Genomic DNA, 13,854 nt, shown 5'->3' with positions numbered 1-13,854 from the left:
AAAGAAAAGCTGGCGAATGCGCCGGCTTTTTTGTGTTGAAAGCGCTTTATTTTTCCCCTACAATAGATGAAAACGGCGTGTAAGGGAGGAACGATCAAGGAATGAATTCGATCCCGAACGATTTGCAAACCTGGAAACGTTTTGTGAAAGACGGCGTGCTGGACGAAGCCCGAATAAGAAAAAGGATAGCCGAGTCCTGGCACCGCTGCAGAAAGGCTGAGGTTAACCCCTATTTAGAAAAAGGCCCGAAGGTTTTGCAGCAAACGGAACTGGATCAGCAGTCAAACAAGCATTCATTCTTTCTGTCGACCGCAATGCCTTACCTGGAAAAACTGCTGCCCGCAATAAAAGAAATGGAAATGATGGCGCTATTAATTGATGCGGACGGCATGGTGCTGGCGCTTGACGGCCATCGCCGCGCGCTGCATGAAGCCAAACGCATTAACTTTGTCGAAGGAGCGTGCTGGACAGAAACGGCGGTTGGCACCAATGCAATTGGCACGGCGCTTCACATTAGCGAGCCGGTTGTCATTCAAGGATCAGAGCATTATTCTGTCGCCTCCCATCACTGGAATTGCTCAGCAGCACCGATTCATTATGAGGACGGCAGTCTTGCGGGGGTGATTGATATCTCTTGCCCGGCAGCGCATGCACAGCCAAATATGCTCGGCATTGCCGCGGCCATTGCCTTTGCCGCGGAAAGGGAATTGGCAGCCAAAAGCAGGGAGAAAGAGCTTGAACTGCTCAGCCGCTTTGCCGATAGGGCAGCGTCCCGTGTGCCGATCGTGCTTTGCAATGCCAAACAGCACATCATCGGCGCAAGCCTGCCGATACGATCGTCAATACCGGATTGGCAAGGCCGGCATCTTTATGAGTTGAAGGAAAGGGGTTTTACAATCGATAAAGCGGTCACCATGGGGGACAGCGGCACTTGTTTTTATTTATCGGAACAAAAGAAAAAGCCGGCCTTTCGATTCAATGGAGTCCTCGGACAAAGCAGGCAATCGCAAGCGATGCTCAAAAGCCTCGAACGAGCGGCCGCGGCTGATGCGACAGTTTGCCTGTCGGGTGAAACCGGCACGGGCAAGGAAGTCGCGGCCCGCGCGCTTCATGAAAACAGCGACCGTAAGAACGGCCCGTTTGTAGCCGTGAATTGCGGAGCGATCCCGTCGGATTTAATCGAAAGCGAGCTGTTCGGCTATGCAGAAGGCGCTTTTACAGGAGCGAAACGAGATGGCTACAAAGGCGCCTTCCAAAAAGCGCATCATGGCACCTTATTTCTAGATGAAATCGGAGAAATTTCCCACTCGATGCAGGTGGCGCTTTTACGGGTGCTTCAGGAACGCAAGATTACGCCGGTCGGCGGGACAAAAGAAATTCCGGTTGATATCAGAGTGATTGCTGCCACACATTGTGATTTGCGTGAACTCGCAGAAAGCGGAAAAATCAGAGAGGACCTGTTTTACCGCCTTCATGTCTACCCGATTCAGCTTCCTCCGCTGCGGAACCGTCTCGAAGATATAGAGGCCCTCTTTGCGTACTACACACAGAAAAATGGATGGCCGGGAGAGCTTCCGCCTGCCTTTTTGGACGTACTGAAGCAATGGAAGTGGCCGGGGAATATCCGCGAGCTGTTTAATGTCTTTGAACGTCTTTCCATCAGGTTTCCGGACGGACGGCTGAGTGACGAGCCGCTTTCCTTATTGCTCGAAGCGTCGGGCTTGCCGATCGGCCCCGTAAAAGAAAAGGGGGCTGAAACAAAGGCGCTTACTCTCCGTGAGCAAATTCAAAAAGATATCCTCATCAATGCGCTTGAAACGGCAAAAGGAAACGTCTCCCAAGCCGCGAAAATCAGCGGCATTCCGCGCAGCACTTTCTATAAACGATTGAAAAAATTTAACATGACCGCTGGATCATAAAGCATACTTCTTTCAAGAAATGGAAACGTTATGGGTGAAGGAGGATGTTGAGATGAATATACAGAGAGCGAAAGAAATCGTGGAATCACCGGATATGAAGAAAGTAACTTATAACGGAGTTCCGATTTACATTCAGCATGTGAATGAAGAAACCGGAACAGCAAGAATTTATCCGCTGGATGAACCGCAGCAGGAGCATGAAGTGCTGCTGAACAACTTAAAAGAGAATTAAACAAACATGGCCCGCTTTCATAAGCAGGCCATTTTGTTATGCTCGCGGCGCGAATAAGATCACACAAACGCCTATCAGACAAATCAGTGCGCCGATCCAGTCATACAGATCAGGAGTTTTCCGATCGACAAGCCACCCCCAAAAGACAGCTAGTACGATGAACACTCCTCCATAAGCGGCGTATACACGGCCGAAGGAAGGGAAGGATTGAAACGTCGGGAGAATGCCGTACACAATCAATATCAGCGCCCCGGCTGCCCCGTATCCGACGGGCTTCGCTTCTCTCAGCCACAGCCAAATCAAATAGCCTCCGCCAATTTCAGCAAGTCCCGCCGCGAGAAATAAAAGAATGGTCATCAGCATCACGCGCACCCCTCAAACTTCAATTACATTTCATTATAAAGGAGAGAGAGGCGTTAAAGCTTTGGATTCTCTTCAAATTCCTTTATATACACACTGCGCTGAATCTCCGTAAACTGGCTGATCCAATTGTTTTTCGCCTCTTCCGTCATATGGGGCAGCATATAACGTTCAACCGCTTCAAAAATAATGGATTAGCTATGATGTTCCAAGTCGGAATACGAACGATCTTGCCGTCATTCTTCTCAATATAATATCCTCAAAGAAAATCCCTTTCAAACTGTATTGATGGCGTCCCATATAAATGCGCTTGATTTCAGTAAAAGGCACGCTGCGTTTTTTTGTGAAGATTTCCCCGTCAGGCCCTTGTTTAATACGAAAAATAACATGTCCTCGGCTTGTGAACGCCGGTAAAACCATAGAAAATGTGATCAAGCCATAGACAATTGCCATCAATCCGCCGCCCAAATAAAGCAGAGAGTACTTGGATTCGAACGTAATGGCTTCTGACACCAGCCACACGCCTGCAATCACGGCGCCGCCTGTTGCGAGAAACAGCCAGATTCTGAAAAACATTCTGCTTTTGACTTCGATATCATGTGATTCCAATGTGCTGCTCCTAAAGCTTCGGATGATTCTCAAATTCCTTTAAATACACATTGCGCTGAATCTCTGTAAACTGACCGATCCAATTCGTTTTCGCTTCATCATTCATATGTGGGACAATATAACGTTCAACCGCTTCAAAAAACAAAGGGTTTGGAATGATGTTCCAAGTCGGAATGCGAATTGTCTTGTGGTTAGTTGTTTGAATTATGACATCTTCCTGGAAAATCCCTTTTAAGCGGTATTTATTGCGATTCATTTCAATTTTCTTGATATCGGCAAATTTTACAGCCGCTTTGTCAGTGAATATCTCACCATCTTTTCCGGTTTTAATACGGAAGATGATATTTCCCCTAGAGGTAAAGGCAGGAAAAAAGATGATAAATAAATATAAACAAAACAAGGTGAATAGAAAACCTGCTGGAATGGCTAGGAGATAATATTTCGTTTGAAAGGTAATCCCCATATAAAACAGCCATAAACAAGCAAGCCCCATACCGGCAGATCCGACAAAAGCCCATATTCTCAGGAACATTCTGCTTTTGACTTCGACTACTTGATTTTCCAATGCTCTTCTCCTTTTATCAATTCAGATTCTCGTTCGGTTTTGAAATGATTTGATTTACAACATCCTTATGAGCAGCCATGACAGTAAATTCATTCTGGGTGATACCCGTTACAAGCCAAGTATGGCGGGTGCCGGGCAAGATAAAAGCCATGTCATCCACTTCCGGTGCGTTATCTTTATCGTAAGACAGGCGCATCAGCGTATCCATCTTTCCTTTACGTAATGACAAATCATTTATAAACCGGGTAATGTCCTCCTGGTAGTCGTGCTTTCCAAGGAATTCCTTCAGGTATGAGGGAGTCTCGGAAGCACCTTCCAGAAGTGCTTCAAATTCTTTTGATGTCAAAGTCAGGATAAATTCACTTTTATCCTCGGTATCTATTATATTTAAAAACTCAGCTGTTTTTGTAAGTAATCCGTCGCTTGATTCCATTTTTTTTATACTATGTACTTGCTCATCAAAAAGAAGCTCATGGGAGTAGGTGCCGAATTTTGAAACATGGCAGGAAACATTCCGTTCGCTGCCTTGCTCGTCAAACTTGGAAAGCTTCACTGTATAGTCCGCGTCATTTAATACGTGGATAAACGGGCAATACTCGTCCTTTAATCTGTATTGATGATTCCGATATTCAGCAGCATCCTTCGCCAAAAGCGAACGGCAGGCCGCTTCAAATAAAAATCCGAGCTGCTCATCTTCTACTTCAGGAAAATAGGCTTGCTTCAGTGACATGCCCTGTTCAAAAAAGCCTTCGCTGTAAAAACAAAATATGAGCTCTTCTAAGCTGATCGTAAACTGATTCATGATTTATTCTCCTATCCGAATGAAAGTTTGCCTTTAAGGAAATGAGTTGCGCCGTGTATGAGCGAGTCCGCCGTTTTCTTTGCTTTGGCCATTCCTTTATGAATTGTTTTATTAGCCGCATCTATGCCGTCATTCACCGTTTTTACGACTTTGCCGGCCGCTTCCAGCCCCTTTTTGGCAGTATTTACAACAGCATGAATCGGTTCTTTCAGCTTTAAGGCTGCCTTTTCGGCGAAACCTGCCGTAAATTTGGCAATTTGTTCTCCTACCACTCCGCCAACATAAGAGCCAGCTGCGCCAAGGAGGACAGTACCAACAGGGCCAGCAAAACTTCCGATCGCCCCGCCTATTACAGCGCCTGCCGTTGCGCCGCCAGCGACAAAAATAGTGTTATTCACTGCATTGCCAACAGCTTTTGCATTTTCCCGTTTGAGCACTTCGGGTTTGTCTTCGTATTTCGCGTAATTTTCTGCGATCTTTAAGCCTGCTCCAAACGTTTCTGTCGCTCCGGTTATCAGTGTCGCTGTAATGGCATTTCCTTTTGCGAATTTCAAGCCTGTTTTTCCGACATCCTTCAATGTTGAGCGTACGCCGGCTTCATTAACAAATCCTCTTGTATAGCTCCTTACGCTGTTTGAAAAATCCACCGTGTCCTGCGGAAAGTATTTTGTAAACTTTTTATGTACCAAATCAGAAAATGGCCGGTTTGTCTTTTTAAACAGATATTTTGGGTTCAAAAGCACTCTGGCTGCTTTTTGATAACGGGAGCTGTCTACTGCTCTGGAAATGTCCAATAGAAGCTTTGAATGCCGTGCAGTATGTAAGCCGCTTGGCTGTTTCACAAACTTTGTAAGCCCTAATCCGTAGTATTTTCCCTGGGTCAGCATCAGGGCGGTTAAGCTTGTCATCGTTCCGTATTTGTCGTAAGCGTTATAAAGCTTTCGTAAAATATTGTCTTGCTCAACAAATTTGTCGCTCGTTTTTCTGATGAATATCTCATTGTCACTCAGCTTGCTGACGAGTGCTTTTCCTGAGCTCCAAGCATCCCCAACACCCGAAAAACAGCTGCTGTAGCGGGGATCGCATTGTAAAATCAGCTGTCCCAGCTCCATATGCAAATCCTTATATTTGTTTTCCATATCAGTTAATTCTGTGACCACATCATTCGCCAGCTGTTCAAGCTTATCCGGATCAACTGCAATGTTTCCTGACACGCTATTCACCTCTCGAGTTTATGTCTTTCCTCTCTTGCTTTTCTTTCTAATTCTTCCATTCTGGCAATCTCAGCTTTTCGTTCTTCTATTTTTACGGCAGCTGCCTTAAGTTCCTGGCTTGTTTCAAGCAGCTCCTGTTCGAACTGATCGTAGGCGGCTTTTGTTTCCTCGAAATCCTGGTCGAATGTGTCTCTTGCTTTTCCCTGCCACGCATCGCCCAATGCAGATAACCGGGAGTCAAGGAGCATTTTTGAGCTTCTGACCTCTTCTGCGGCTGCACTGTACTGATTTGCAAGCTCGATGACTTTATGTGAGTCCAACTTTTGTCCCCTGCCTTTCCTAAATTAACGCACAAATGGATGTTTTATATAAATGATTATAAATAATTCGGCATGTATCCGAATCGTACAAAAGAACCTTTTCATAAGAATTGGAAGGGCGTATATTCACTCAAATTTCACAGATGATGAGACTTTGAGATTACAAAAAAGGTAAAAAAATCAAATTGTTGAACTGATAGATAAGTGAGAAATTTCCCGCTCGATGGGAAAAAAAACTAAAACTGATCAAATGACCTAAGTGCGCCAAAAGTATTACGAGACAAGCTGTCACATGATATAAATAAAATGTAAACGTTATCAAGGAGGTCGTCATATGAAGAAAAAATCATTCTCAATCGTAATAGCGGGCGGAGGGAGCACATTTACTCCCGGGATTGTTCTGATGCTCTTAGACCATTTGGATGAGTTTCCGATCAGAAAGCTGAAGCTGTATGACAATGATAAGGAAAGACAGGAGCGGATCGCGGGGGCCTGTGACGTTTTTATCAGAGAAAAAGCACCCGAAATTGAATTTACAGCGACGACTGACCCGGAAGAAGCTTTTACAGACGTTGATTTTGTCATGGCACACATCAGGGTAGGGAAATACGCGATGCGTGCGCTTGATGAGCAAATTCCGCTGAAGTACGGAGTTGTGGGCCAGGAGACGTGCGGACCGGGCGGTATCGCATACGGTATGCGTTCAATTGGCGGCGTGCTTGAAATATTAGATTACATGGAAACATACTCGCCAGATGCGTGGATGCTGAATTACTCCAACCCGGCGGCGATTGTGGCGGAAGCAACGAGACGCCTCAGACCGAACTCGAAAATCCTCAACATTTGTGATATGCCGGTCGGTATCGAAGACCGTATGGCGCAAATTCTCGGCCTGTCCTCAAGAAAAGAAATGAAGGTCCGGTATTATGGATTAAATCATTTCGGCTGGTGGACATCCATTCAGGATCAAGAGGGCAATAATTTAATGCCGAAGCTGAAGGAACATGTGTCTCAGTACGGGTATATTCCGAACGCAGAGTCCGAGGCGGTGGAGGCGAGCTGGAATGACACGTTCGCAAAAGCGCGTGACGTGCAGGCCGCCGATCCGGACACATTGCCGAATACGTATTTACAATATTATCTGTTCCCGGATGACATGGTGAAAAAATCAAATCCGAACCATACGCGGGCAAACGAAGTCATGGAAGGGCGCGAAGCCTTTATTTTCAGCCAATGCGACATGATTGCACGCGAGCAGTCCTCTAAAAACAGCGAAATCAAAATAGACGATCACGCGTCATATATCGTCGATCTTGCCCGCGCCATTGCCTACAATACAGGTGAAAGAATGCTTTTAATTGTTGAAAATAACGGCGCAATCGCAAACTTTGACCCGACAGCGATGGTAGAGGTGCCGTGTATCGTCGGCTCAAACGGGCCTGAACCGATCACAGTCGGAAACATTCCGCAGTTCCAAAAAGGACTGATGGAACAGCAGGTATCAGTTGAAAAATTGACAGTTGAGGCGTGGACGGAAAAATCCTTCCAAAAGCTATGGCAGGCGCTCATTCTCTCAAAAACAGTGCCGAACGCCCGTGTGGCAAGGCTTATTCTCGAAGATTTATTGGAGGCCAACAAAGATTTCTGGCCTGAGCTTGATCAAAGCCCGAGCCGTATCTCATAACTGAAAAATCCCCCATTTTCGAAATCTATATTGTATATAATAGAAAGAAAATGGGGGGATCTGATATGCAGCTCGAAGAACTGATTAATCAGCATTACAGTAAATTAAATGACAATGATTTTCATATTTTGAAATATATATTGAATCACAAGAACACGTGCTATCGTCTTGGAATCGATGCCCTTGCGAAAGCATGCAGCGTATCGCGTTCCTCGATTTTGCGTCTTGCCCAAAAGCTCGGTTTCAGCGGCTACAGTGAATTTCGCGTTTTTTTGAAGTGGGAAGATCAGCCGGAAGAAGGCGAGAGTATGAGTTTTCAAAAGCTGCTGGATGATATTGAAGCAAATTTGAAATTTATAAGGACAAAGGACATGACGGACATGTGCCAGCTGATTGATGAAGCGGACCGCATTTTCGTGTACGGGTCCGGAACGGCGCAAAAGATATGCGCCCATGATTTGCAAAGAATGTTTATCCCTCTCAATAAGTATCTGATTTTAATTGAGGGCAGAAATGAATTTGACCAGATGCAGGATGATTTTAAGGTGAATGACCTGTTTATCATCATTTCGCTGTCCGGAGAAACGCCTGAGCTGATTCCGCAGGCAAGAATGCTTTCCGCAAAGGGAGTTCCCTTTATTTCCATTACGAATTTGAAAAACAATGTCCTCGCCCAGCTCACACCGCATAATCTTTATGCGACAAGCAAGCCCGTGACATTGAGTGATAAAAAAGAAATTGTCGCTTTTGCGCCGTTTTTTCTCGTTGGCGAAGCATTGTTCCGCGCATATGTTGATTACAAAGAAGCTGAAAAAAACGACATTGAGTAGCAGGGGGTTTTGGTATGATGCAAAAAGTCCAGCGCTTTGGAAGCGCGATGTTTGTGCCTGTATTATTATTTGCGTTCGCCGGCATTATCGTGGGTGTCAGCACGCTTTTCAAAAACGAAACCCTGATGGGGCCGCTCGCTGATCCTGACGGGTTTTGGTATCAGTGCTGGTATATCATTGAGCAAGGCGGCTGGACGGTATTTAATCAAATGCCGCTTTTATTCGCCATCGGCATTCCAGTCGCTTTGGCGAAAAAAGCTCAGGCGCGCGCTTGTTTGGAAGCGCTTACGGTTTATTTAACGTTTAATTATTTTGTCAGCTCGATCCTGACAGTCTGGGGAGGCGCCTTTGGCGTTGATATGAATCAAGAGGTTGGCGGAACGAGCGGATTAACGATGATTGCCGGCATTAAAACGCTTGATACCAACATTATTGGGGCAATCTTTATTTCTTCCATTGTCGTATTTTTGCATAACCGCTATTTTGATAAAAAACTGCCTGATTTTCTCGGCATCTTTCAAGGCTCCACGTATATCGTCATGATTTCCTTCTTCATTATGATTCCGGTCGCTCTGGCCGTGTCTTTTATCTGGCCGATGGTCCAAACGGGAATCGGGTCGCTTCAAAGCTTTCTTGTCGCTTCCGGGGCGGTGGGCGTTTGGATTTACACATTTTTGGAACGGATTTTGATTCCGACCGGTCTTCATCATTTTATTTACACGCCGTTCATCTACGGCCCGGCTGTGGCGGAAGGCGGGATCGTCACGTATTGGGCGCAGCACCTTGGTGAATATTCACAAAGCGCCAAACCGCTGAAGGAGCTGTTCCCGCAAGGCGGATTCGCGCTTCACGGCAATTCAAAAATCTTCGGCATTCCGGGGATTGCGCTCGCGTTTTATGTCACAGCCAAAAAGGAAAAGAAAAAACTCGTTGCCGGCCTGCTGATTCCTGTCACACTCACGGCGATCGTCGCCGGCATCACAGAGCCGATTGAGTTTACTTTCTTATTCATCTCTCCTTTCCTATTTGCGGTTCACGCCGTACTCGCCGCGACAATGTCGACGGTCATGTATATGGCCGGTGTTGTCGGAAACATGGGGGGCGGGTTAATTGAGGCGGTTACCCTGAACTGGATTCCGCTCTTTGGCAGCCACGGTATGACGTATGTGTATCAAATTCTGATTGGACTCTCATTTACTGCAATTTATTTTTTCGTCTTCCGATTTCTGATCCTCAAATTCAATATTGCCACACCGGGACGGGAAATTGACGATCAGCAGGAAACAAAGCTGTATTCGAAACAAGAATACAGAGAAAGAAAAAACAAAAAGGATGAAACAGCCTCCGCTGCAGAAACGGCAGATGAAACCGCTGCATTGTACATCGAAGCGTTAGGCGGAAAAGACAACATCACCGAGGTCACAAACTGCGCCACCCGCCTCAGAGTCAGCGTCAAGGATGAAAAAAAGGTCGAACCCGACAGCGTCTTCCGCGCGCTTGGAGCTCACGGCGTCGTCAGAAACGGAAAAGCGTTTCAGGTGATTATCGGATTGAGTGTGCCGCAGATGCGGGAGCGTGTGGAAAAACTATTAAATCAATAAAGCAGACCCTCCTTTTTGGGAGGGTTTTCGTTTGCCGTCAAAAAGACCATCATAGTAAAGTAAAGAAAGAGACAATCGAGTATAAGGGATTTGGAGGCTTTTACATGTCAAAGGCTTTATCATATTTAAAACCATACTCACTTCTGGTGGGAATTGCGCTGATTCTCATGCTGACGGAACTCGCGGTTGAACTGGTACAGCCTCTATTGATCGCAAAAATCATCGACGATGGGATTTTGAAGCAAGACATGCGGCACGTTTGGATATGGGGTGCGGTCATGATCGGTCTGACCATTTTATCATTTGCGGCGGGGATGCTGAATTCCTTTTACGCTGCCCATGTCAGCCAAAGCTTTTCCTACGATACGAGAAAAGGGCTTTTTCAAAAAATCCAGTCCTTCTCTTATTCAACATTTGGACAGTTTTCGTCCTCATCCTATATGACAAGGCTGACAAACGATGTAACACAGGTGCAAAACCTGATTTTTATGAGCCTGAGGTTTATGCTGCGTGCGCCGTTAATGATTTTGGGCGGCATTGCGCTGTCACTCGCCGTTAATGTGAAGCTCGGCTTTTTTCTTCTTGTGACGATTCCGATCCTGATTTTGTTTTTGCTTTGGGTACTGAAAAAGGGCGGGGCGCTGTTCCGGTCTGTGCAGAAGCGGCTGGATCAGGTGAATACGATCATGCAGGAGAATTTAACTGCGATCAAGCTGATTAAAGCGCTGCTGCGCGGAAGCCATGAGGTCAAGAGATTTATCAAAGCAAACACGATGCTGATGGAAAAAACGGTCTCGGCATTTCAGCTTGTAGAATTTACGATGCCTGTGCTGATGCTGCTGATGAACCTCTGTATTCTTTTTATTTTATGGGCGGGAGCTCACAGCATCACAAGCGGAGGTTCTCAGGTCGGCGATGTCGTTGCGGTTATTAACTATGCGACACGAATTACGGGTGCGCTTTCTATGTTCCCGTTTTTGATTATGATTTTCACCCGGGCAAAAGCCTCAGGCGACAGAATCGGCGAGGTGCTTGAAACAGAAGGTGACGAGCAGGAGGAAGGATTACTCTCATCTCGCTTGTCAGGCCGAATTGACTTTCAGGATGTGTCCTTCCGATATCCGGATATGGACAGAGAAGCGCTGCGCAATGTCTCATTTTCCGCAAAGCCGAAAGAAACGATCGCGATTCTCGGGGCGACAGGATCAGGGAAATCGACGCTTTTTCAGCTCATTCCGCGGCTTTATAAGCCGGATTCGGGCAGCATTTACATAGATGAAAAGCCTATTGATGACTTTCCGGCGGAGGGCCTTCGCAAGCAAATCGGATTTGTGCCCCAGGAAGTGCTCTTGTTCTCAGGCACGATCAAAGAAAATATTGCTTGGGGCAAAGAAAATGCTTCACTTGATGAAATAATGGAAGCGGCCAAACATGCGCAAATCCATGAAACGACCATGAAGCTTCCGAAGGGATATGATACCGTCCTGGGACAAAGAGGCGTCAATTTGTCCGGCGGTCAAAAGCAGCGGATTTCTATTGCAAGGGCACTGATCAGAAAACCCTCCATCCTTCTTTTGGATGACAGCACAAGCGCGCTTGACCTGCAAACGGAAGCGAATCTGCTTGAGGCCATCAGCACATATGAGTGCACAACCTTAATCATTACACAAAAAATAACAACGGCCATGAAAGCTGATGAAATCTTGCTGCTCGAGGATGGAGAGCTGATAGAAAAAGGCACACACAGCCAGCTGCTTTCCGACTCACATTTATATAAGCGCATTTACGAGTCACAATTCGGAAGGGAGGGGAGCGAGTCGTGCTGAAAGACATCCGCCAGCCTTTCCAATATCCCAAAATCCCAATCGATAAAAAAGAGCGCGCCAAAAAAAGGGCGAAAGCAAAGGATACAAAAGGCACCTTGAGACGAATCTGGTCTTACCTGGCAGAACGAAAAGGGCTGCTTATACTCGTTATGCTGATGGTCGTAATCAGCGCGATATTCGGGCTCCTCGGCCCCTTTGTGATCGGAAAGGCCATCGACCATTTCATCGTCGGCCAGACGGTCAGCGGGCTTATTCCCGTTCTGCTCATTCTGCTTGGCATATATCTCATTCAATCTTTATCACTCTGGTTTCAAAACTACTGGATGATCACGATTTCGCAAGGCACAGTTTTTAGAATGCGAAGCGAGCTGTTCACCCATCTGCATGAGCTGCCGATCCCGTTTTTTGATAAACAGCGGCATGGCGAGCTGATGAGCCGGGTGACCAATGACATCGAAAATGTCAGCTCCACTTTAAATACGTCGGTGATTCAAATTCTGTCGAGCGTCATCACTTTCGTCGGAACGATTGCCGTCATGCTGTATATGAGTCCGCTGCTGACGGTGATCACGCTGACGATCATTCCGGTAATGGCGGTGAGTCTGAAATGGATTACAAACCGTACGGGAAAACTGTTTAAAGAACAGCAAAAAAATCTTGGCGAGCTGAACGGATATATTGAAGAAAGCATTTCAGGCGCAAAGGTCATCAAAGCGTATTCACGGGAAGACCAGATTACAGCTGAATTTCTGGAAAAAAACGCCGCACTCAAGACTTCAGGCTTCTGGGCACAGACGATTTCCGGCTTTATCCCGAAAGTGATGAACTCTTTAAACAATTTAAGCTTTACGATCATTGCTGCAATCGGCGGACTGTTTGCGCTGAAAGGCTGGATATCCATCGGCACCATCGTTGTCTTTGCCGAGTACTCAAGACAGTTTACGCGTCCATTAAATGATCTGGCCAATCAGTTTAATACGATGCTGTCCGCTATTGCCGGCGCTGAACGGGTGTTTGACGTGCTGGATGAAAAAGAGGAGCGTGAGGATGAAAAGAGTGCCCTGCATCAGCCGATACAAACAGGCGGCATTGAATTCCGAAATGTTTCCTTCGGCTACGAGGAAAACAATCAGACACTGAAACACCTCCAATTCACAGTGCCGGCCGGGCAGTCAATCGCCTTTGTCGGCCCGACGGGAGCGGGTAAAACCACTGTTACCAATCTGCTTGCCCGTTTTTATGAGCCCAATGAGGGGAGCATTTTAATTGACGGGATTGATATTAAAAAGCTGACAAGGGCGAGCCTGAGAAAAAATATGGGGTTTGTGCTTCAGGATTCGTTCTTGTTCCAAGGCACGATCAGAGAAAATATCCGCTACGGCAGGCTCGATGCCTCCGATCAGGAAGTCGAGGCCGCAGCAAAAACAGCGAATGCCCACAGCTTTATTGAGCGGATGCCAAAAGGATATGATACAGTGCTGACGCAAAACGGCTCGGGCATCAGTCAAGGACAGAAACAATTGATCTCCATAGCAAGAGCCGTGCTGGCCGATCCGGTTCTGCTCATCTTGGATGAAGCGACAAGCAACATTGATACCGTAACAGAAGTGAAAATCCAAGAAGCGCTTGCCCGTTTAATGGAGGGGAGAACGAGCGTTATCATTGCCCACAGGCTGAATACCATTCAAAGAGCGGATCAGATTGTCGTATTAAAAGACGGCGAAATGATTGAAAAAGGCAGCCATGATGAGCTGGTACGCCAAAAAGGATTTTACAGTGACTTATACGAAAGCCAATTTCAGAAATAAAGAAAAAGACCTTTGTCCTGCACAAAGGTCTTTTTTGTTACAGATTTATAGTACTTTTATTTCAATTTCGTAAAATGTAACAAA

Annotated in this window: 12 protein-coding genes and 1 pseudogene; 7 read left to right on the top strand and 6 right to left on the bottom strand. The window is 46.2% G+C overall.

The annotated features are described in order from the left end of the window. The first annotated feature begins 101 nt into the window (after positions 1 to 101). Together acoR and ACQVGS_RS17810 are read left to right on the top strand one after the other, a co-directional pair. A complete protein-coding gene (gene acoR, locus ACQVGS_RS17815; protein WP_151174850.1) occupies positions 102 to 1,919 on the top strand; it encodes an acetoin dehydrogenase operon transcriptional activator AcoR in 1,818 nt (605 codons plus the stop codon). Between the two features lie 52 nt (positions 1,920 to 1,971). Beyond that, a complete protein-coding gene (locus ACQVGS_RS17810; protein ID WP_106021612.1) occupies positions 1,972 to 2,151 on the top strand; it encodes a small acid-soluble spore protein H in 180 nt (59 codons plus the stop codon). A 36-nt stretch (positions 2,152 to 2,187) separates the two neighbouring features. Here ACQVGS_RS17810 and ACQVGS_RS17805 read toward each other — a convergent pair whose 3' ends face one another. From ACQVGS_RS17805 to ACQVGS_RS17780, 6 genes and pseudogenes are all read right to left on the bottom strand, one after another. Then, a complete protein-coding gene (locus ACQVGS_RS17805; RefSeq protein ID WP_081638253.1) occupies positions 2,188 to 2,517 on the bottom strand; it encodes a YnfA family protein in 330 nt (109 codons plus the stop codon). 50 nt (positions 2,518 to 2,567) lie between these two features. Further along, positions 2,568 to 3,087, bottom strand: a pseudogene (locus tag ACQVGS_RS17800) (YfjD family protein). A gap of 43 nt (positions 3,088 to 3,130) precedes the next feature. Then, complete coding sequence (locus ACQVGS_RS17795; protein ID WP_420867033.1) at positions 3,131 to 3,652, bottom strand: YfjD family protein; 522 nt, start codon at positions 3,650 to 3,652, stop codon at positions 3,131 to 3,133. A 49-nt stretch (positions 3,653 to 3,701) separates the two neighbouring features. Next, complete coding sequence (locus tag ACQVGS_RS17790; protein WP_106021610.1) at positions 3,702 to 4,487, bottom strand: YfjC family protein; 786 nt, start codon at positions 4,485 to 4,487, stop codon at positions 3,702 to 3,704. Between the two features lie 11 nt (positions 4,488 to 4,498). Continuing rightward, complete coding sequence (locus ACQVGS_RS17785; RefSeq protein WP_101863596.1) at positions 4,499 to 5,701, bottom strand: hypothetical protein; 1,203 nt, start codon at positions 5,699 to 5,701, stop codon at positions 4,499 to 4,501. A 5-nt stretch (positions 5,702 to 5,706) separates the two neighbouring features. Then, positions 5,707 to 6,021 (bottom strand): WXG100 family type VII secretion target, encoded by a 315-nt coding sequence (locus ACQVGS_RS17780; RefSeq protein ID WP_024120614.1) that lies wholly within the window; start codon positions 6,019 to 6,021, stop codon positions 5,707 to 5,709. A gap of 334 nt (positions 6,022 to 6,355) precedes the next feature. Between ACQVGS_RS17780 and glvA the strand changes: the two genes are divergently transcribed. The 5 genes from glvA to ACQVGS_RS17755 all read left to right on the top strand — a co-directional run bounded on the left by glvA (position 6,356) and on the right by ACQVGS_RS17755 (position 13,770). Then, entirely contained in the window at positions 6,356 to 7,705 is a 1,350-nt protein-coding gene (gene glvA / locus ACQVGS_RS17775) for a maltose-6'-phosphate glucosidase (RefSeq protein WP_106021609.1), read from the top strand. A 65-nt stretch (positions 7,706 to 7,770) separates the two neighbouring features. After that, on the top strand, positions 7,771 to 8,535 hold the full coding sequence (locus ACQVGS_RS17770) for a MurR/RpiR family transcriptional regulator (RefSeq protein WP_024120616.1): 765 nt from the start codon (positions 7,771 to 7,773) through the stop codon (positions 8,533 to 8,535). 14 nt (positions 8,536 to 8,549) lie between these two features. Next, the gene (malP, locus tag ACQVGS_RS17765) at positions 8,550 to 10,136 is read left to right on the top strand and encodes a PTS maltose transporter subunit IIBC (RefSeq protein ID WP_024120617.1); all 1,587 of its coding nucleotides are present in this window, start codon (positions 8,550 to 8,552) and stop codon (positions 10,134 to 10,136) included. A 104-nt stretch (positions 10,137 to 10,240) separates the two neighbouring features. After that, positions 10,241 to 11,962, top strand: a complete 1,722-nt coding sequence (locus ACQVGS_RS17760; RefSeq protein WP_106021608.1) for an ABC transporter ATP-binding protein — start codon at positions 10,241 to 10,243, stop codon at positions 11,960 to 11,962. Next, entirely contained in the window at positions 11,956 to 13,770 is a 1,815-nt protein-coding gene (locus tag ACQVGS_RS17755) for an ABC transporter ATP-binding protein (RefSeq protein ID WP_106021607.1), read from the top strand. The genes ACQVGS_RS17760 and ACQVGS_RS17755 overlap by 7 nt, the downstream gene beginning before the upstream one ends. The last annotated feature ends 84 nt before the right edge of the window (positions 13,771 to 13,854 follow it).

It is taken from the genome of Bacillus sp. SD127 (assembly GCF_058566445.1).
The sequence above is the reverse complement of the archived record's forward strand: the minus strand, read 5'-3'. Positions and strand labels throughout refer to the sequence as shown.